Raw genomic sequence first — 19923 nt, forward strand, 5'->3', positions numbered from 1 at the left:
GGGCCGTACCCAGGCGACCGGCTCGGCGACGCTCACGACGCGGCCGCCTGGTCGGTTCTCAGCTCCGGCGTCAGCAGCCGGCCGACCTTCTGCCGCAGCGCCATCATCTCGTAGGCGATCACGCCGATGTCGCTGTCCGGCGAAGCCAGCACGGCCAGACACGAGCCCTCGCTGACGCTCATCGCCAGCAGCAGGCCCCGCCGCATCTCGACGACGGTCTGGTCGACCTCGCCGCCGTCGAACAGGGTGGCCGCGCCGCTGGTCAGGCTCTGTAGGCCGGAGATGACCGCGGACAGCTGGTCCGCGCGGTCGCGCGGTAGCGAATCCGAGGCGCAGAGCAGCAGACCGTCGCTGGAGACGACGATCGTGTGCGCGGCGCCGGGGGTGCGGCGGGTGAACGAGCTGAGCAGCCAGGCGAATTCGTCCGAAGTGGACAAACGCGGGGATGTCACGGAGTTGCCCTTCCACTGGTGACTTGTGGAGCTGGGACAACCGGATCGGCTGCGACCGGCGCGCTGCCCTTCAGCAACAGCGCGCCCTTGACCCGCCGGGGCAGGCCGGCCGCGGTGAAGCCGCCGATGACCGGATTGTCGAGACTGTCCCCCAGGTTCCAGAGTGCGTCGGAGTCGGTGCGCCAGTCCCGGTTCTCGTCGTCGGCGGTCATGCCGGCGGAGCGGAACCAGGTGGAGGCCACGGCCTCGAAGATCGGCGTGCCCTCGGCCGGCTCCTCCGACGGCCACGCCGGCTCGTCGCTGGGCGGACCCTCGACGAACCGCTTGCGGGCGGCGACGACCACGGCGGCCATGGCGTAGTTGCGCTTCGGGTTCTGCGCCGGCACCAGCGCGGTCGTCTCCGGCGGGTCGACGGGGTGCAGCAGAGCGGCCGGCAGCCCGACGTCCGCCACGGTGCCGGCGCCGACGTTCGCCCGCAGCCGCACGGAGATCCCCCGCCGGATGGCCAGCCGGCTCACCACGAACAGGCCCATCCGCCGCGACGCGGCGGCCTCGATCGAGGCCGCGTCCGCGAGCTGGCGGTTGAACGTGCCGAGTTCGTCCGGGGTCATGCCGACGCCCTCGTCGGACACGGAGACGCGCAGCGTGCCGGCGTCGTCGGTCGTGCACACCACAGTGACCTTCGTGTCCGGCGCGGAGAACGACGTGGCGTTGTCCAGCAGCTCGGCCAGCAGGTGCACGATGTCGCTGACCGCCGAGCCGACCACGGCCAGGTCCGGCGTCGGCTTGAGCACGATCCGCGTGTACTGCTCGACCTCGGACACCGCGGCCCGCAGCAGGTCGGCGACCGACACCGGCTGGCCGGACGTGCGGCGCGGCGTCGCGCCGGCCAGCACCAGCAGGTTCTCGCTGTTGCGGCGCATCCGGGTGGCCAGGTGGTCCAGCTTGAACAGCCGGTCCAGCTGGTCGGGGTCCAGCTCCTCGGCCTCCATGCCGTCGATCATGTTCAGCTGGCTCTGCACCAGGCTCTGCGTGCGCAGCGACAGGTTCACGAAGATCTCGTTGACGCTGTGCCGCAGCGACGCCTGCTCGACGGCCAGCCGCACCGCCGACGAGTGCACCTCGTCGAACGCCCGCGCCACCTGGCCGATCTCCTCGGCGGTGTCCACCTCGACCGGGTCCGGCCGCAGGTCGTCGGGGTCGGAGGCGGAGTGCGCGATCCGGTCGATGACGCCGGGCAGGTCGTGGTCGGCGATCTCCAGCGCCCGCCGCCGCAGTGTCCATAGTGGACGGAGCATGGTCGCGGCGAAGTACAGCGCGATGGCCAGGCCCAGCAGCAGCGCGCCGATGACCAGGGCGCTGTCCCGCAGCGAATTCGTCTTCGACGACACGCCGAGCCCGTCCACGGCGGAGCGCAGCGAGCCGGACAGCGTGCCCTCGTACGCCGTCAGCTGGTCGACCACCGGCTGCGCGGCCAGCTGCCACGCCTGCGACGACACGCCGAGCGGCCGACCGGACGCGCCGCGCGACAGCGCACCGTCACGCAGCTGTTCGAACCGGGTCCGGGCGTCCCCGTCGACCGCGTCGGCGAAGGCCGCGCGCTGGGCCGGCGTGAGGGATTGCCGCAGCTCGGCCAGGGCTTCCACGCTCAGCGCGCCGGCCACCCGCACCTCGCCGATCGTCTCGGGTGACGGTCCACGGCTGTCGGCGGCGTTCGCCAACAGCCACTCCTGCACCCGGTACTGCTCGATCGCCTTGCCCAGGTCGGTCAGCGCGCCCGCGGCGGTGCTGATCGTCGGGTTCCCCGCGCCGTCCCGCACGGGCACGCCGACCGCCAGCAGCGGCGCGATCATCTCGGCGTAGCCGTCGGCGCCCTTCCGTGTCGCGTCGAGACCGCGCAGCCCGCGGCGGGCCTGCGCCACGTCGTCCGCGGCGGCCACGTCCGGGTTGGCCTTGAGGGCCGCGTCGAGGGCGGCGATCGCACTGTCGGTCCGGGACTGCGCGTTGGCGCCGGCGTCGCGTTCCTGTTGCAGGGCATGGACCACGTCCCGGACACGGTCCCACACCGCGACCCGCCCGGTCAGCGCGGACGCCTGGCCGGCCAGCGCCAGCTCGGACCGGACCTGGGTGGCGCCCAGCACCACCGCCACGATCGTGGGCGTCAGCAGCACCATCGCCAGCTTGGTGCGCAGCGGCCAGTCCGCGACGCGCCGGATACGCCCGATCGCCAGTACACGACGCCCACCGGAGGCGGTCAACACCATCACTTCCTCGGCTCGTCACCCCTAGCCCGCACGAGAGAGACACGACGGTGCGAGCGCAGCCACAGTCAGGCGGCATTCCTAACCTGCTGTGACGACGAGCGCCAGACTTGAGGGCTAACCACCACACTTACAGGTGAGATTTCCGGATTGTGGCGTAACGGATTCCGGGCGCGCGGCCGACATACAGGGAGACAACCCGATGTGACGGTGGGTAATCACATGCCCGGGAGGGACTCGCCCTGGACGGCCTGGATGTCGATCTCCACGCGCAGCGTCGCGCCGATGGCGCCGATGCCGGCGCGCAGCACCTGGTTGTAGGTGATGGCGAAGTCGTCCCGGTGCAGCTCGGTGACGGCGTGGAAGGCGGCGCGGGTGCCGCCCCACGAGTCGGGGCCGGTGCCGAGGTACGTCAGGTCCAGCTGCACCGACCGGGTGACACCGTTCAGGGTGAGCTCCCCGTCCAGCGCCCAGCGCTCCTCGCTGAGCTGCGCCAGCCCGGTGCTGCGGTAGGTGATCACGGGGTTGTGCTCGACGTCCAGGAAGTCCTTGGACCGCAGGTGGTCGTCGCGCATCTTCTGGTTGGTGTCGATGCTGGCGGACTGGATCACCGCGGTCACCGAGGACTGCTCGATCGGATGGGCGATCCGCACGGTGCCGCCGAAGTCGTCGAACCGGCCCCGCACGCTGGACATGCCCAGGTGCCGTGCGGAGACGTTGATCGACGAGTGCGCGGGGTCGATCGTCCACACGCCCGGCGGCGGAAGCTCGGCCCCGCCGACCCGGTTCAGCGTGATCGTGCCCAGCGGCGCGGAACCGCTGGCGGTGACCATCGCGGTGCGCGCGACCGGCGCGTAGCCGGCGGCGGTGAGGATCGCGGTGTACGTGCCGGTGGGCAGCGCGTCGGTGCTGACCATGCCGTCCTGGTCGGCGCCGCTGCGCGCGACCTGGTTGCCGGACAGGTCGGTGACGGTGAGCACCGCGTGCTGCACGGCCCAGCCGTCGCCGGTGCGGACCAGCGCGTGCACGCCTTCGGCCTGGCTCATGGCGAATCCCCTTTAGAAACTCAACTCGATGTCGTGCCGCCGCTGGTTGCCGCCGGCCACCCGCAGCGCACTGGCCGCCGGCGGATAGCCGGTGGCGATGATCGTGTACTCGCCCTCGGGGACGTCCTCGAAGACGTAGCTGCCGTCGGATTCGGTGGCGGTCGCGGCGATCACCACGCCCTCCGCGTCGACGAGGGTCACCCGCGCCTCGACGGCCCGCCCGCTGCCGTTGGTCCGCACGACGCCCCGCACCCGCGCCCCGCCGGCCAGCTCGACGTCCTGCGTGATGCGGCCGGTGGCCGGGATGGTGACCGTCATGGCGACCGGGCGCAGCGTGGCGGCGCTGACCGCGAGGGTGTAGCTGCCCGCGACCAGCTCGTCGAACGAGTAGCAGCCGTCCGCGCCGGTGACGCGGGAGGCGACGACCTCGCCGCGGCCGTCGGCGATCGTCACGGCGGCCGACGGCACCGGCGCGCCGCCGGCGGAGTGCACCAGGCCGCTGAGCCCGCTCGTGCCCGCGAGGGTCACATCGACGCGGGCGCCGTTCGGTTCCACCATCACCGTGACGGCCTGCGGCTGGTGCCCGGGAGCGGTCACGATCAGCACATGGCCGCCGCTGGCCGCCACGTTGAAGTGGTACGTGCCGTCGACCTCGGACGAGGTGCGGCCGACCTGCCGCCCGCCCGCGTCGATCAGCGTGAGCGCGGCCCGGCCGATCAGCGCGCCGTCCGCGCCGAGCACCCTGCCGCGAATGAGCGAGGAGTCCATCAGTGCTGCTCCTGTTCCGAGCCCGTCGCGAAATCCTCCAGCACCTCGAGCGCCCCGGCCAGCGCACGCACCTGATCGGCTGGCAGCCGGCTGATGCGGTCGGCGAGGTAGCCGGTGCGGATGCCGCGCATCCGCTCCAGCAGCGCCTCTCCCCGCGGGCTGAGCGCGACGTAACTCACCCGCAGGTCCTTGGTGCTGCACGTCCTGGTCAGCAGCTCGTGCTCGACCAGCCAGTCCACCAGCCGGGACATGGTGGCGGCGGCGATACCGACCCGGTCGGCCAGGTCGCTGATCCGCAGCGGCCCGTGCTCGGCCACCGTGGCCAGCGTGACCAGCCGGGTCGGCGTCAGGTCGTCGCTCGCGGCGTGCGTCTTCATCCGGTGCGAGATGGCGCTGATGGCCAGCTGCAGCCGTCCCGCGAGGTCCTCGGTGGAGCGCACGGCCGTCACGACTACCTCCCGAACACCACGTCCGCGGTGGACAGCTCGCCGGCGCGGGCGCTGACCCGCACGGCGACCGGCTCGTACACGCTGGTCACCACCGTGTAGTCGCCGCTGGGCAGGCCGGTCAGCCGGTAGCTGCCGTCCGGTCCGGTGACGGCGCTGGCCACCACGCGGCCGTCGCCGTCGAGCGCGGTCACGGTCGCGCCGGGCACCACCGGCCCGTCGGGCGCGGTCACCACGCCGTGCACGGCCGCCTGCGCCGGCAGCTCCAGGTCCACAGTGGACGGAACCGTGGCGGAGACTCCCACCGGCTCGGCCGTCGGCTCGTAGCCCGGCGCGCTGGCGGTCAGCACGGCGTCGCCCGCGGGCAGGCCCTCGATCCGGTACCGGCCGGCCTCGTCGGCGGCGACCTGCGCCAGGATCTGGCCGTCCACGTCGCTGACGAGGATCGCGGCCAGCGGCACCGGAATGCCGTCGGCGCGCACCGTGCCGGTGATCAGACCGCCGCCGGCCAGCTCGAAGTCCTGCACGCTGGCGGTGTCGGTGATGGCGATCGTGCCGGCGGCCGGCTTGTACCCGGCGGCCGTCACGATCAGCGTGTACGTGCCGTTGCGCAGGTCGACGAGCTCGTACCGGCCGTCGGTGGTGACCGGCACGCGGTCCACCTGGGAGCCGTCCGGACCCGTCACGGTCACGATCGCGCCGGCGATGCCCGAGCCGCCGCGGGTGTGCACCCGGCCCGCCATGACCACCGAGCCGACCGGCACCACCAGGTCGGAGTCGCCGAACGCGCCCTCACCGGCGACCGCGGCCAGCTCCTCGCCGACCGACTCCGGCTTGATCGCCTTGTTGCGCTTGCCGACCAGCCAGGAGGCGACGGCGGCGACCACACAGGCGGCGACGGCGAACCAGAACACGACCTGGAGGCCGTCCTGGAACGGGCCGGAGATCAGGTTCGGGAAGAAGCTGCGGCCGGTCAGGAAGCTGGCCTTGTCGGCCGGCAGCTGCTGGAGCGCCGGGCCGAGCAGCTGCTGGATCGGGTTGTAGCCGAGGAACGCGGCGAACAGCACGCCGACCGCGGGCAGCTGCGCGATCTGGTTGGCCGCGGCCTGCGGCACGCCGTTGGAGACCAGGCCCGTCGACAGGGTGGACGGCAGGCTGGCCGACAGGCCGGCGATGATCAGGCTGAAGAAGATGCCGATGGACAGCACCATCGCGGAGTTCTGGAAGGTCGCGGTCATGCCGGCGCCGACGCCGCGGGCGTTGGTGGGCAGGCTGTTCATCACGTCGGCGCGGTTGGGCGAGGAGAACAGGCCCATGCCGATGCCGTTGACCAGCAGGATCAGCGCGAACGCCCAGTAGTTGAAGTCGACGGGCAGCACGATCAGCGCGACGAAGCTGGCGGCGGTGATCAGCATGCCGCCGGTGGTGAACCAGCGGGCGCCCCAGCGGTCCGACAGCACGCCGGACAGCGGCGCGGACACCAGGAAGCCGACGGTCAGCGGCAGCATGTAGATGCCGGCCCACAGCGGCGTCGACTCGAAGCTGTAGCCGTGCTGCGGCAGCCAGATGCCCTGCAACCAGATGATCAGCACGAACTGGAGGCCGCCGCGGCCGAGCGAGGCGAGCAGGTTGGCCACGTTGCCGGCGGTGAACGCCCTGATCTTGAACAGGCTCAGGTTGAACAGCGGGTTGGCGACCCTGGTCTCGATCACGCCGAAGGCGATCAGCACGACCACGCCGCCGATCAGCGAGCCGTACACCCAGGGGTTGCCCCAGCCCATGGTCGAGTCGCCGTAGGGCTGGATGCCGTAGGTGATCGCGACCAGCACGGCGATCAGGCCCACCGCGAAGGTGAGATTGCCCCACCAGTCCATCTTGGCCTTCTGCCGGATGCCGTTGTCGTGCAGCTTCAGGTAGGCCCAGATGGTGCCGAACACGCCGAACGGCGCGGAGACGATGAAGACCAGGTGCCAGTTCACGGGGGCGAGCACGCCGCCCAGCACCAGGCCGAGGAAGGAGCCGGCGATGGCGGCGACGGCGTTCAGGCCGAGCGCGGTGCCGCGCTGGTTGGCCGGGAAGGCGTCGGTGAGGATGGCGCTGGAGTTGGCCATCAGGAAGGCGCCGCCGATGCCCTGCACCACGCGCCAGCCGATCAGCCACAGGGCGGCGTTCGTGCCGTCGAACCAGGTGACGGACAGCAGCACGGAGGAGATCGCGAAGATCGCGAAGCCCATGTTGTACATCTTGACCCGGCCGTACATGTCGCCGAGCCGGCCGAAGCTGACCACCAGCACGGCGGTGACGACGAGGAAGCCCATCATCATCCACAGCAGGTAACTGGTGTTGTCGGGGGACAGCGGGTTGATGCCGATGCCCTTGAAGATGTCCGGCAACGCGATCAGCACGATCGACGAGTTGATCGTGGCCATCAGCATGCCCAACGTGGTGTTGGACAGCGCGATCCACTTGTACCGCGGGCCTAACGTTGCGGTCTTGGGTGTCGCCTTGGCGTGCTGAGCCGTCGACACGGGCCCTCCCCTCGGACGGAACTTGCTTGACGTAGGCTAACCGAAATTGTTGCTTCGCACAACTATCAACGGTTGCCGTTTCTTCCGCCCGAGGGGCCCGTGTGCCGGGTGTCACACGAAATGTCGGAGCTCTCCCCTGGTCCAGCCGGGGTGCGGGGTCGGCGTCCGGAACCGGCCCGCCGTCGCGTACCCCCGCGAGTCGCGCTCACAGACACACCGAATGTACGTTTCAGGCAGAAACGACTCTCGAGTCTCAGTTCTGCACGAAACCGACATTCGGTGTGGTGCTAGGCGCGACTCGCGGGGGTTGCCGCCAGTTTCAGGGTCTGGGCGACGGAAAGGCCCGTGACGGGGTGGGCCAGGGCGGCGGCGATCCACTCGACGGTGGGGCCGTCCTCCCAGCGGAGCACCCCGTCGTCGATACGGGCCGGCACCGGGAAAAGGCAGCTGCGGCGCAGCAAACTGCTGACCAGCGGGGCCAGTTCGACCGGCGAGGACGGAGCGGCGGAGGCGGCGAAGTCGTCCATGAGCGCCGTCCACCGCTCGGAACCCATACCGGCCAACACGATCGTCGCCGGGCCGTGCGAGAGGAACACGTGCATGCCGATGGGCCGCGAGATGAGGCCGGGCACCCGCGCGTACAGGGCCTGCACGAGTTCGGCGGCGACGTCGGGCATCAGGGACAGCCGAACCTGGTCGGGGCGGGGCTGGATCATCCAGAACACGGGCCGCGAAATCGTTGAGGCGGCGTCGAAAACGGCGGCCTCCAGCTGCTGCTGGGCGGGATCGACGGCGTCGGGCAGCACGATGCGGCGCACGCGATCGGGCACCGGACCGGGGGCGTGGCCGAGCAACTGCGCGAGTTCCAGCGGCGACAGGTCGGCCAGCGCGCCGCCGACCTCGGGCTCGACGGCCCACTCGGGCTCGCCGGTGTACGGCCGGCGCAGCCGCGCAACGCTGCTGACCAACGGGGAATGACGGGGCATGGCAGTCCTCGCGGCGGCCGCCCGGCACGGCGCACCCACACGGGGACTTGGGGGAACGCGGTGGGCTATCAGAACCCTTCAACGAGAAGCGTCACCGAAGCCGGGGTTGTGACGCCGCTGGGCACCCGCGTGTGCCTTGTCACGGACTGTACCGCCTTGCGTCAACCCAGTCACCAAAGGGTCACCCGGCCGCACCCGCCTGGAACGCCAGAATGGCCAGCTGGGTGCGGTTGTCCAGGCCCAGCTTGGTCATCGCGCGACTGACGTGCACCTTGACGGTAGCCTCGCTGACGGCCAGCCGCGTGGCGATCTCGGTGTTGCCGGCCCCGGTCGCCACCGCCAGCACGACCTCGCGCTCACGGTCGGTCAGCGTGTCCAAACGCGCCTGCGCGGCGGCCTGCTTGGCGACGACCCCGCCGGAGAACCGCAGCGCCATCCGCCGCAGCACGGACGGGGCCAGCACGGCGTTGCCGGCGGCGACCATCTCCACGCCCCGCACCAGGTCGCGCGGCGGCGTGTCCTTGAGCAGGAACCCGGCGGCCCCGGCGCCCAGCGCCTCGTAGACGTACTCGTCGAGGTCGAACGTGGTCAGCAGCAGGATCGGTGGCGGCGCCGACAGTTCCTGGAGCCGGCGGGTCACCTCCAGACCGTCCACAGTGGGCATTCGGATGTCGGTGACCACGATGCCGGGTCGGTGCTGCCGAACCAGCTCGACGGCGTCGACGCCGTCGTCCCGGTCGGCGACGACCTCGACCCGGCCGCTGCTCTCCAGGATCATCTTGATGCTGACGCGGACCAGTTCCTCGTCCTCCAGCAGCACTGCCTTGATCACCGGGACTCCTTCGGGAACGTCGCTGCCACCTCGAAGCCGCCGCCGGGCAGCGGACCGACGGCCAGCGTGCCGCCGGACAGCACCACCCGCTCGCGCATGCCGATCAGCCCGAAGCCGGACTTCGGCACGGGTGTGGCGCGCGGCAGGCCGACGGTGTTGGCCACCCGCACGTCCAGCCGGTCGTCATGGTCGCGCAGCACGACCTCGATGTCGGCGCCCGGCGCGTGCTTTGCCGTATTGGCCAGGGATTCGTGCAGCAGCCAGTAGACGGCGCGAGCGGTGGTTCCGGGCACCTCGGGCAGTTCCTCCGGGAGCGAGGCCTGCACGTGCTGGCCCGCGGCCGAGGCGTCGGCGATCAGTTCGCACGCGGCGGCCAGCGTGGGCTGCGGATGCTTCGGCGCGAGGTCGCCGTCCTCCCGGCGCAGCACGCTGAGCATCTCCCGCAGCTCCTCCATGGCGGCGGCGCCGTTCTGTCGGATGCCCTCGGCGAACTCCGCCAGTTCCTTGTTCGGCGACAGGGAGACCGCGCCGGCCTGCACGGTGAGCAGGCTGACCCGGTGCGCGACGACGTCGTGCAGCTCGCGCGCGATCCGGGTGCGTTCGTCGGCGACGGCCTTCACGGCGAGCATGTCCCGCTCCAGCTCGGCCTGCCGGGTCCGCTCCCGCAGGCTGGCGACGAGCTGCCGGCGCTGCCACACCCAGAGCCCGAGCAACAGCGGAAACCCGATGAACCCGAGCGGGAACAGGGCCGCCGCGATGGCGTCGTTGATGTCGTTGACCCGGAACCGCAGCTGGAAGCCGGGCCACCACGGCACCAGCATCACGACCAGCGCCCACGCCGCGACCAGCCAGGTGCTCCTGGTGCTGCCCCGCTTCGCGCCGAGCGTGTAGACGGCGAACAGCAGCGGCGTGAACACGCCGTCGAGCACCACCAGCAACGACGTCAGCAGCACGACCGTGCGCGGAAACCGGCTGCGCACCGCCAGCACGGCCGAGCCGGCGACGGCCACCGCGATCGCCACCGGGCCGTAGTACAGCAGCCCGTACGAGCTGGTGTACGCGTTGTTCACGCTGAACCAGCCGACCAGCGCGGCGATCACGGCGTCCCGCCCGATCACCGCGACCGGACTGTCCAACCAGGACACGAACCTCTTCACGCGGAGAACCCTAGGCTCAGGCGTCGCGCCGGCGCAGCGTCAACCAGCTGGCGACCAGAAACGTCGCGGCCAGCACCAGCAGCGCCAGCGGCGAGGTCCACCGCCCGGAGGTGATGAGCCTGGTCGCCGAGGCGAACGGGATCACCGCCGGGTCGACCCGGGCCAGCGCCAGCAGCGTCTCGATGACCGTCGGGAAGGCGATCAGGGCGACCAGAGCCACGGTGGCGTTGCGGGTGACGGCGGCGACGCCGAGACCGACCAGCGAGCCGAGCACGGTGTACACGATCGCGCCGACGACCGCCTGTCCGATCACGGCGCCACCGGGCAGTCCGTCGCCGCCGACGGCGTTGGCGAGCAGGGTCGCGGCGACGAGGGCGAGGCCGGAGGCGGCGGCGAAGACCGCCACGACGACCGCCTTCGCGCCGAGGATCCGGCTCGGCGTCCGCAGCGTGAGCGTGGTGGTGATGATCGTCCGGTAGCGGTACTCGTGACCGAACGCGGCCACCGCGACGGCGAGCGCCGGCAGCACGGCCAGCGCCAGGAAGAGCCCGGCGAAGGCGTTGTCGAAACGGGTCTGGACGGGCAGGTCGTGGTGGGTGGCCCAGATCAGGGCGAACAGGAACTGGATCACCGGTCCGGTCGCGAACAGCACCCAGGTGGAGCGCAGCGAGCGGAGCCGGACGACCTCGTAGCGGATCGCGTCGAGCATCGGGTCAGGCCCTCCCACGGAACTGCGCGGCGCCGGCGGTCGCGGCGAAGAACGCGTCCTCCAGGCTGCTGTGACGGACGGTCAGCTCACGCAGCACGATGCCGGCGTGCATGGCGATGGTGGCGACGGCGTCGGTGTCGTGCGTGTCGACGACCAGCGCGCCGTCGGGCGACGGCATGGCCCGCAGGCCGCCCTGGCCGAGCAGGTGCGCGAGCAGGCCCGGGTCGCTGGCCCGGACCAGCACCTCCGGCCGGGAGTTGCGGGCGACGAACGCGTTCGTCGCCTCGGCGGCGACCAGCCGGCCCTGCCCGATCACCACCAGGGCGTCGGCCAGCACGGCCATCTCGTTGAGCTGGTGGGAGGACACGAACACGGTCCGGCCCTCGGCGGCGAACGCCTTGAGCAGGTCACGCAGCCAGCGCACGCCCTCCGGGTCGAGGCCGTTGGCGGGCTCGTCGAGCATCAGCGTGCCGGGGTCGCCGAGCAGCGCGGCGGCCAGGCCGAGCCGCTGGGACATGCCGAGGCTGAAGCCACCGGCTCGGCGGTTGGCCACCTCGAGCAGGCCGACCCGGTCCAGGGCCCGGTCCACGCGGCCGGACGGCAGCCCGGCACCGGCGGCGACCATGCTCAGGTGGGCCCGGGCGGTGCGCCCGGGGTGCACGGCCCGCGCGTCCAGCATGACGCCGACGGTCCGCGCCGGGTGGGCCAGCTCGCCGTAGCCGCGGCCGTCGAACTCGGTGCGGCCGGCACCGTGGTCCAGGCCCAGCATCAGCCGCATGGTGGTGGACTTGCCGGCCCCGTTCGGGCCCAGGAACCCGGTGACGACTCCGGGCTGGACGGTGAACGACAGGTCGTCCACCGCTGTCACCGATCCATAGCGCTTGGTCAGTCCGCGCGCGACGATCATCCGCTCACAACCCTCGCGGTGTGCGCCTCGGCCCGGCTGGCCGCGGCTGTGTGGCACCAAAGATCGCCGCTGCGGGCGTGCCACGTCGTCACCGTGGGGTCCGACTTGGGGGTACGTCAAAAGGTGTACGGGCCCCTGTGGACAACGGGGGTGCGTCCACAGGGGCCTCGTGCGCCACCCGTCCGGCCCGTCAGGGGGATGGGCCGGCCCTCCGCGTCAGGTGGCGTACGTCAGAAGTCCGCTCAGAAGTAGGTGATGTCCCAGTGGTTGCCCTCGTCGCAGTACAGGTTGCCGGCGGCCGACCTCCACTGCGGGTAGCCGTCGCCGCGCAGGCCGATGTAGCTGAAGCTGTTGTGCACGTAGTTGTCGATGCACGTGTTGTGCGAGATGTCGACCTTGTAGCCGTTGTAGTGGCTGTAGGTGCCGGACGCGTGGCCGACCTCGGTGCCGCCGGTGATGTTGATGGCGCAGCCGCTGGCGTGCCGGAGCGTGATCACGCCGTCGACGGTGCTGGCGTTGATCTGGTCGAACGAGGTGCAGTGCGGGTCGCTGCGGGTGGTGCAGTTGCCGCTGGAGGACCAGGTGATGCCGGCGGCCCGCAGCTCGGAGGCGGCCTGTGCCTGGGTCAGCTTGGTCACGGCCGGTGCGGCGCTGGCGGCGCCCGCGCCGGTGATCAGGGCTCCGGCGACGGCCGCGGCGACCAGAACGGCTTTCATGGACACGCTCCTCGGGTCAGGGGCGCCCAGCAAACCCACCCCCGTTAAAAGACCGCTAAACGCCGCCACGAACCCCCGCGAGTCGCGCTCTCAGACACACCGAATGCACACCCCGGGCACACCCCGGCGAGTCGCGCCCACCACCAGACCGAATGTCGGCTTCGTGCAGAACTGCGACCCGAGGCACGTTTCTGCCTGAAACCGACATTCGGTGTGTCTGTGAGCGTGACTCGCGGGGGTTCAGGCGGGGGTCAGGTGACGGAGGGTGCGGCGGGCTTCGGATTGCCAGTGGGTGAAGCCGAGGGCGGCGAAGAGGCGCAGGGATTCCCGGACGGCGCGGCGGCCGGCGGTGGCATCGCCGGCGTGGTGGCGGAGTTGTCCCAGGCCCAGCAACGCGTACGCGCGGCCGCGCCGGTCGTCGATGCCGTCGAACACCGCGAGGCTGGCGGTGAGCAGCGCGTCGGCCCGGTCGTCCCGGCCGCGCCGCCGGTTCCATTCCCCCAACGATCGCAAGGCATATCCGCTCGCGTGCTCGTGGCCGGCTTCCTGGAACATCTCCAGGGAGCGGGTCAGCTTGTCCTCGGCACCGGACAGTTCACCCAGGCTGCGCAGCACGTGCGCCTCCCAGTGCCGGTCCGCGAGCCGGACGCTGGCAGCCAGCGCGGCCTCCAGCAGCGCGCCGGCACGGTCGAGATCACCATTGCGCCGCAACACATCCGCCAGCTGCTTGCCGGCGTACGCCTCACGCCGGCGGTCGCCGAGCCCCCGCGCGAGCCGGAGGCTGTCCTCGAAGCACCGGGTCGCCTCGACGGGGTGGTCGCGGTCGGCGAGCAGGGTTCCCAGCTGCCGCAACACATCCGCCTGACCGGCCTGGTCGTCGACCTCGCGCAGCATGCTCAGGCCGTTCTGCAACGCGACCTGGGCACGCTCGATGTCGCCGCGTTCGACGTCGATGTCCGCCCGGGCAGCCAGCGCACGACCAAGCCCGGAGTGGTCATCGAGACCGGTGAAGATCCGGCACGCCATGTCGTAGTAGACGCGCGCCCTGGCCGCCCGACCGTTCGATTCCCAGTGCAGGTCGCCGAGCCGGCACAGGCTGACGGCCTCGGCGCGGCGATCCCCGGTGTGCCGGGCCGAAACCAGGCCGATGACCTCGATCCGCCGGTCGCCGGGGCGGGCCGCGCACACCTCGGCGAGCCGCCCGGCCAGCGCCCACCGCCCGAGCCGGTGCGCCAACCCGACCAGGCAGTGCAGCACCGCGGACTCCGCCGCCCGCCAGCCCAGCGGATCGGCCTCCGCGCGCCGGACGACCGCCGGATCCGCAACTTTCTCCGCCGGCGCAACGGGAAACCGTCCGACCGGCAGCTTGCGGTCGGCTCGCGTCGAAACATCCAAATAGGACAACAGGAGCCGGTCCAGCGCCACTTCACGGGCGGGTTCCTCGGCGAGCAACCGCTCGTAGCCGAAGACCCGGATCAGCTCGTGCGGCCGATACCTGAGCTGCCCCAGGCGATCCCGCCCGACGACCGCCACCAGCTGGGCCTCGACCAGGCCTGCCAATGCCTCCGAGGCGTCGACGCCGAGCAGCGTCGACAGCGCCCACTCCGGCAGGTCCACGGAGTCGAACCAGCCGAGTAATCGCAGCAGCTTGCGCTGCAACGGATCGCACGACCGGTAGCCGACCTCGACGCCGGCCCGCACGTCCAGGTCGCCGACCCGCAACTCCGCCAGCCGGCGACGCTCGTCGGCGATCCGCGTGACCAACTCCCCCACCAGCAGGTACTTGGTCGACGCCAGCTTCGCCCCGGCGACCCGTACCGCCAGCGGCAGATACCCGCACAACCGCACCAACTGCCGGGCCGCATCCGGTTCCGCCGCCACACGATCCGCACCGCCGACCGCGGACAGGAGCTCCACCGCCTCGGCCTCGGACAGCTCGCCAACCTCGACGACAGCCGCACCCTCAAGACCCGACAGCCGCGACCGGGACGTCACGAGGACCGTACAACCGCCACCGCCCGGCAGCAGCGGCCGAACCTCCGCCTCGCACGACGCATCGTCCAGCACGACAAGAATCCGGCGATCGGCGGTCACGCTGCGGAACAGCTGCTGGCGTTCCAACAACCCGGCCGGCACCTCACAGCCAAGGGAGGAAAGAAAGGATGCCAGCACCTCGGCGGTCTCCACGCCACGCAGCTGGGCGTACAACTGGCCGTCCGGAAACTCGCATCGACGATCCTGCGCCACCCGAACGGCCAACGCCGTCTTCCCGATACCGGACGGTCCACACAGGACGGTCAGCGGCCCGTCACACCGAATCCCCGCGCGCCCCACGAAGTCCGGCACCGCCGGCGGCAGCTGCGCGGTCCGGAGCACCGCCCGAGGCAGCTCCCACGACGACGGGTCGGTCACCAGCCGGCGCAACACCGGCCCCGGATCGGCGTCGAGATGCGCGGCGACCCGGTCGAACACGTCCGCCGCCTCGGCCGCACGGCCGGCCATGTGCAGCGCCACCATCAGCGAACCGGCGAGCACCTCCTGGCCGGGATCGCGCGCCAGCAACACGGTCAGCTCGGCGATCACATCGTGGCAGCGCCCGGCGGCGAGGTCGATCCGCACCCGGCTGTCCACAGTGGATAATCGAAGTTCCTCCAGCCACCGCGCGTGCGCCTCCAGCACCGGCCCGCACGCCACGTCCCGCAGCGCGTCCCCGCGCCACCGACCCAGTGCCGCCGCCAACAGCTCCCGCGCCGGCCCCAGCCGGCCGGCGGCCAGCAGCTCGCGCCCGCGCCGGGCCTCGGCGACGAACTCGGACTGGTCGAACTCGGAACCGTCAAGTGTCAACAAATAGCCCGCCGGCCCGGTGCGGATCGCGTCCGCCGGCAACACCTTGCGCAGCTTGGACACCGCCACCTGAACGATCACCCGCGCGCTGCGGGGCGTCTGCGACGGCCACAGCTCGTCGACGATGGTGCCCAGCGAAACCCACTGGCCGGCATGGGCCAGCAGCAGGGAGAGAACCGTGCGCTGCTGCGGCGTGCTGGGCGTGACTCCGTGGCCGGTGCGGGTGACCTCCAGTGGTCCGAGGATCCCGTACCGCACGGCCGCACCTGCCTTAGTGTGTGGCGCTGACCTGGGGCGGAGCTGTCAGCCGGGCCAACAGTACCTGTTCGATGACGGCCACCAGGACCTCTTTGACGGATTCGCGGTCGCGGGCGTCGCAGGCGACCACCGGGACCGCCTCGTCCACGCCGAGCGCCTCGCGCACCTCGTCCAGCTCGAACCGCTCCTGCCCGGGGAAGTAGTTGACCGCCACGATGAACGGCGTGTCCCGGCGCTCGAAGTAGTCCAGCACGGGGTAGCAGTCCTCGATCCGGCCGGTGTCGACCAGGATGACCGCGCCCAGCGCGCCCTCCACCAGGTCGTCCCACAGGAACACGAACCGGTCCTGGCCGGGCGTGCCGAACAGGTACAGGATCAGCGACGAGTCCAGCGTGATGCGGCCGAAGTCCAGCGCGACAGTGGTGGTGTGCTTGTCGCTCAACGCCCCGGGATTGTCCACACCGACCGACTTCTCGGTCATGGCGGCCTCGGTGACCAGCGGCTCGATCTCCGAGATGGCCCCGATCAGCGTGGTCTTGCCGACGCCGAAGCCCCCGCTGATCACGATCTTCACCGACGTCGGCTGCTGTTCAGAGCGCCCGGACAAGGTCCCTGATCCTCTCGATGGTGGCGACGCTGAGGTCGGTGGTCTGGTGCACGGTCACGTGCCCGGCGGCCAGCAGGTCGCCGACCACGACCCGGGCCACGCCGAGCGGCACGCGCAGCGCCGCGCCGATCTCGGCGACCGAGCGCGGCTGCTGGCACATCCGCACCACGGTCGCCGGCTCGAACTGGAGCGGGGCCGACAGCGCCGCGCCGTTGGCCACCACGAGCGTCTCGATCCGCAGCCGCTCGTCGAGCGGCAGGGTCCGGCCGCCGGTGACGATGAACGGCCGCACGAACGGCTCCTCGGCCACCGGCTCCGGCGCCGGCGGGGTGGGTGTGTTCGGCGAGAACCACGACGGGGCCTGGTTCACCTGGATCATCCGTGGGTCCGGCATGCGCGGCTGGTCGCTCATCGCCGCAGCGTCTCTCTCAGCTCGGAGATCAGCGCCGGCGTGAGCAGGACGCCGGCCCGGTCGGCCAGCACCGCGATCTCGTAGCCCACCAGGCCGATGTCGCAGTTGCTGTCCGCGATCACGCCCACGCAGCTGCCGTCGTCGATGGCCGAGACCAGCAGGAAGCCCCGCTTCATCTCGATCATGATCAGCTTCAGGCCGTCGAAGTCGTAGTTGCGGGAAGCGCTCTTGGCCAGGCTCGACAGCCCCGACACCAACGCGGCCAGCCGGTCCGCGGAAGTCCGGTCGAGCCCCTCCGACATGGCGATCAGCAACCCGTCCGAGGACACCGCCACCGCGTCGCGGACGCCGTCGGTGCCGCGGACGAAGTTGGCCAGCAGCCAGTTGAAGGTGTGCGGGTCGGCGTGCTGCACCTCGGCGGTCACCGGTGCTCCTCCTCGGGAAGCGTGTTCACTCGGGCTGGCAGCGGTCCGCGCTCGCCACGCTGGTGGCCCGTCCGGAAGCTGGACAGCATGGAGCGGACCTCCTCCGGCGAGCGGTTCTCCACCGCGGTCGGCGGCCGGCTGGGCGCCGCCGGCCGGGACGTGTCCTCGGCGCGGCCGCGATTCCGTTTCACCAGGCCGTTCTTCGTACGCTGGACGGGCACGTCGCCGCGGGACTCGGCCGCGGGCTGGGCCGGCACGGCGACTACCGCCGCGGGTGTGCTGGCGAGGCGCTCCTGCCGGGTGCGCACCGGCGCTGGCGGTTGTGGTTGCCGCACAACGGGTTCGGCCGCCTCCGGCTCCGCCGCCGGCCAGGTGATCTCCGGCTGGCGCGCCTCGGGCCTACGCGGCTCCGCCTGCCGGACCTCCATCTGTTGGACCTCCAGCTGGGGCGGCGCCGGTTGCTGCGGCGACGACGGCGCCTCGGCGAGCAGGTCCGGCGGCAGCAGCAGCCGCGCCACGATGCCGCTGACCGGCGACACCGTCAGCTCCACCTCGATGCCGAGCCGCTGCGCGAGCCGGCCGACCACGTAGTGGCCGAGGAAGCGGGTCGGCGCGACGATGAAGTCCTCCTCGCCGCGCAGCCGGGCGTTGGCCTTGGCCAGCTGCTCCTTGGTCATGCCGACGCCGTGGTCGACGACCGCGAGCATGTAGCCGGTGGCCAGCCGCCGGCCGTAGATCTCGACCTCCAGGTCCGGCGGCGAGAAGGCCAGGCCGTTCTCGATCAGCTCGGCCAGCATGTGCGCCAGCTCGCTGACCACCGCGCCGGTGATCATGGTCTCGTCCACCCGGCGCAGCACCACCCGGCGGTAGTCCTCGACCTCGGACAGGCCGGCGCGGATCACGTCGGACAGCGACAGCGGCTCGCCCCAGCGCCGCGGGCTGGTCTCGCCGACCAGCACCAGCAGGCTCTCGGCGTTGCGTCGCATACGGGTGGCCAGGTGGTCCAGCTCGAACAGGTTGGCCAGCGCCGACGGGTCGAGCTCCTCCTGCTCGAAGTCGCTGATGAACGTCAGCTGGCGGCGCACCAGGTTCTGGTTGCGGCGGCCCAGGTTGGCCAGCGACTCCGTGGTGTTGCGACGCACCAGGGCCTGTTCGGAGGCCAGCTCGAAGGCCGTGGTCTGCACCCGGTCCAGCGCCTGCGCCACGGAGGCGATCTCGGCGCCGGCCTTCGGCGGCGTGCGCACCGGCTGCGGCCGCTCCGGCTCGACCTCGCCGGGCTGGTGCCAGGCGGCGATCGAGGCGGGCAGCCGGCGCGTCGCCACGTCGTCGGCCTCGGTGGCCAGCGCCGCCAGCGGCCGGACGATCGAGCGGATGCTGGTGATGACCAGCAGCACCTCGGCGGCGACCGCGAGCAGCGCGACCACCAGGTACGCGATCAGCGCGGCGGCGGCCTGCCCCTGGAGGTCCTGGGCCCGCGCGGTCAGGTCGTCGCCGACCGACTGCTGCACCTTGCGCTCGGCGTCGATCACCGACGTCATCTGGCTCCACCACGTCACCGGGTCGACCTGCGGGTCGACCGGCCCCTTGGTGGAGGCGATGGCGATCGCCTCGGACGCGGCGGCCTTGGTGGCGTTGTCGGAGCGCAGCGCGGCGTCGAGGGCCGCCTGCTGGGGCTGCGTGGCGTAGCGGGCGTACTCGGTGAGGCCGGCCTGCTTGCTGGCGCGGATCTCGGTGAAGTGCACGTACTCGCCGGCGCCGAACTTGCCCGCCGCGAACACGCCGTTGAGGAATCCTCGCTCCTGGCCGGTGTATTCCTTGGCGTCGCCCAACGCGTAAAGCGCCTGCAAGCCGCGTCGCAGCTGCGGGTCCTGCGCCTGGTCGAGCCCCAGCTGGAGGCCGTTCAGGGCGGCGATTCCCTCGGTGTAGTACTGGAAGGTCGCGCTGCGGTCGGCCCGGCCGGCGTCCACGCTCTCCCGGGTCGAGGTCAGACCGGACAGGTGGGCCAGCGCGTCGCGCACCTGGGACACGCCCGGCCCGGAGTCGTCGGCCAGGGCCTGGTTCAGCGCCGTCTGCGCCTTGTCGGTGGCCGTCCGCTGGGTCAGCAGCGTCTGCTGGAACCGGGTCTCACCGCCGAGCATGCCGTTGGTGAGACCGCGTTCGCGCTGCACCTCCTGGACGAAGTCCTGGACCTTCAGCGCCAGCGAGACCGAGCTCACGGTGTCGCCCGCGGTCAGGTAGCCGACGACCTGGCCGGCGATGGTCACGCCGAGCAGCGCGAGCACCAGCGCCAGGGAGAGGACGAGGATGCGAGCGAGCCGCCCGCGAATGGTGCCGGGCGCGACCAGTGTGGCCAGCGGGCCGGGTCCGGGATCGTCCGCCTCGCCGCCGGCCGGCCGGTGCCGTGCACTCACCACGTGCTCCTTCGTCGAAAAACGTGCATACGGGAGCGGAAAAGGCACCCCCACACCGTCGTGAATGCGCCACCCAGCCCCAGTGCAGGGAAGGTTTCATACGCCCACAAGCACTGTCAATAGGACAAACGGGCTAGCAGCGACTGATATGACACACT

At 71.6% G+C, this 19923-nt stretch carries 17 protein-coding genes; all 17 read right to left on the reverse strand.

The window, feature by feature from the left end; genetic code table 11:
* Positions 1-32: 32 nt before the first annotated feature.
* A complete protein-coding gene (locus BCF44_RS27785) occupies positions 33-452 on the reverse strand; it encodes a roadblock/LC7 domain-containing protein (protein WP_116177363.1) in 420 nt (139 codons plus the stop codon).
* Complete coding sequence (locus BCF44_RS27790) at positions 449-2716, reverse strand: sensor histidine kinase (protein ID WP_116177364.1); 2268 nt, start codon at positions 2714-2716, stop codon at positions 449-451. The genes BCF44_RS27785 and BCF44_RS27790 overlap by 4 nt, the downstream gene beginning before the upstream one ends.
* Positions 2717-2931: 215 nt before the next feature.
* Positions 2932-3759 (reverse strand): YceI family protein, encoded by an 828-nt coding sequence (locus BCF44_RS27795; protein WP_116177365.1) that lies wholly within the window; start codon positions 3757-3759, stop codon positions 2932-2934.
* A gap of 12 nt (positions 3760-3771) precedes the next feature.
* Positions 3772-4527 carry an MSCRAMM family protein gene (locus tag BCF44_RS27800; RefSeq protein ID WP_116177366.1) on the reverse strand — a complete coding sequence of 252 codons (756 nt, stop codon included), beginning with the start codon at positions 4525-4527 and terminating at the stop codon, positions 3772-3774.
* A complete protein-coding gene (locus tag BCF44_RS27805; protein WP_116177367.1) occupies positions 4527-4976 on the reverse strand; it encodes a MarR family winged helix-turn-helix transcriptional regulator in 450 nt (149 codons plus the stop codon). Before BCF44_RS27805 ends, BCF44_RS27800 begins: the two co-directional genes overlap by 1 nt.
* Before the next feature lie 2 nt (positions 4977-4978).
* Positions 4979-7408 (reverse strand): MFS transporter, encoded by a 2430-nt coding sequence (locus BCF44_RS27810; RefSeq protein WP_116177703.1) that lies wholly within the window; start codon positions 7406-7408, stop codon positions 4979-4981.
* A 380-nt stretch (positions 7409-7788) separates the two neighbouring features.
* The gene (locus BCF44_RS27815; RefSeq protein ID WP_147328656.1) at positions 7789-8487 is read right to left on the reverse strand and encodes a hypothetical protein; all 699 of its coding nucleotides are present in this window, start codon (positions 8485-8487) and stop codon (positions 7789-7791) included.
* A 181-nt stretch (positions 8488-8668) separates the two neighbouring features.
* The gene (locus BCF44_RS27820; protein ID WP_116177369.1) at positions 8669-9319 is read right to left on the reverse strand and encodes a response regulator transcription factor; all 651 of its coding nucleotides are present in this window, start codon (positions 9317-9319) and stop codon (positions 8669-8671) included.
* Positions 9316-10476, reverse strand: coding sequence for a sensor histidine kinase (locus BCF44_RS27825; RefSeq protein ID WP_147328657.1), 1161 nt, complete (start codon positions 10474-10476; stop codon positions 9316-9318). Before BCF44_RS27825 ends, BCF44_RS27820 begins: the two co-directional genes overlap by 4 nt.
* Positions 10477-10492: 16 nt before the next feature.
* The gene (locus BCF44_RS27830; protein ID WP_116177371.1) at positions 10493-11185 is read right to left on the reverse strand and encodes a hypothetical protein; all 693 of its coding nucleotides are present in this window, start codon (positions 11183-11185) and stop codon (positions 10493-10495) included.
* Between the two features lie 4 nt (positions 11186-11189).
* Positions 11190-12092 carry an ATP-binding cassette domain-containing protein gene (locus tag BCF44_RS27835; protein WP_116177372.1) on the reverse strand — a complete coding sequence of 301 codons (903 nt, stop codon included), beginning with the start codon at positions 12090-12092 and terminating at the stop codon, positions 11190-11192.
* A 242-nt stretch (positions 12093-12334) separates the two neighbouring features.
* The gene (locus BCF44_RS27840) at positions 12335-12808 is read right to left on the reverse strand and encodes a hypothetical protein (RefSeq protein WP_170217794.1); all 474 of its coding nucleotides are present in this window, start codon (positions 12806-12808) and stop codon (positions 12335-12337) included.
* Positions 12809-13048: 240 nt separating this feature from the next.
* Positions 13049-15910: an AfsR/SARP family transcriptional regulator gene (locus BCF44_RS27845; protein ID WP_116177374.1), complete on the reverse strand. Its 2862-nt coding sequence runs from the start codon at positions 15908-15910 to the stop codon at positions 13049-13051.
* A 13-nt stretch (positions 15911-15923) separates the two neighbouring features.
* Positions 15924-16517 carry a GTP-binding protein gene (locus tag BCF44_RS27850; RefSeq protein WP_116177375.1) on the reverse strand — a complete coding sequence of 198 codons (594 nt, stop codon included), beginning with the start codon at positions 16515-16517 and terminating at the stop codon, positions 15924-15926.
* Positions 16501-16929, reverse strand: coding sequence for a DUF742 domain-containing protein (locus BCF44_RS27855; protein WP_116177376.1), 429 nt, complete (start codon positions 16927-16929; stop codon positions 16501-16503). The genes BCF44_RS27850 and BCF44_RS27855 overlap by 17 nt, the downstream gene beginning before the upstream one ends.
* Entirely contained in the window at positions 16926-17354 is a 429-nt protein-coding gene (locus BCF44_RS27860) for a roadblock/LC7 domain-containing protein (RefSeq protein ID WP_116177377.1), read from the reverse strand. The genes BCF44_RS27855 and BCF44_RS27860 overlap by 4 nt, the downstream gene beginning before the upstream one ends.
* On the reverse strand, positions 17351-19765 hold the full coding sequence (locus tag BCF44_RS27865) for a sensor histidine kinase (protein WP_246015627.1): 2415 nt from the start codon (positions 19763-19765) through the stop codon (positions 17351-17353). Before BCF44_RS27865 ends, BCF44_RS27860 begins: the two co-directional genes overlap by 4 nt.
* Positions 19766-19923: the final 158 nt, after the last annotated feature.

The sequence above is a fragment of the Kutzneria buriramensis genome, assembly GCF_003387475.1.
Taxonomy (GTDB): Bacteria; Actinomycetota; Actinomycetes; order Mycobacteriales; family Pseudonocardiaceae; genus Kutzneria; species Kutzneria buriramensis.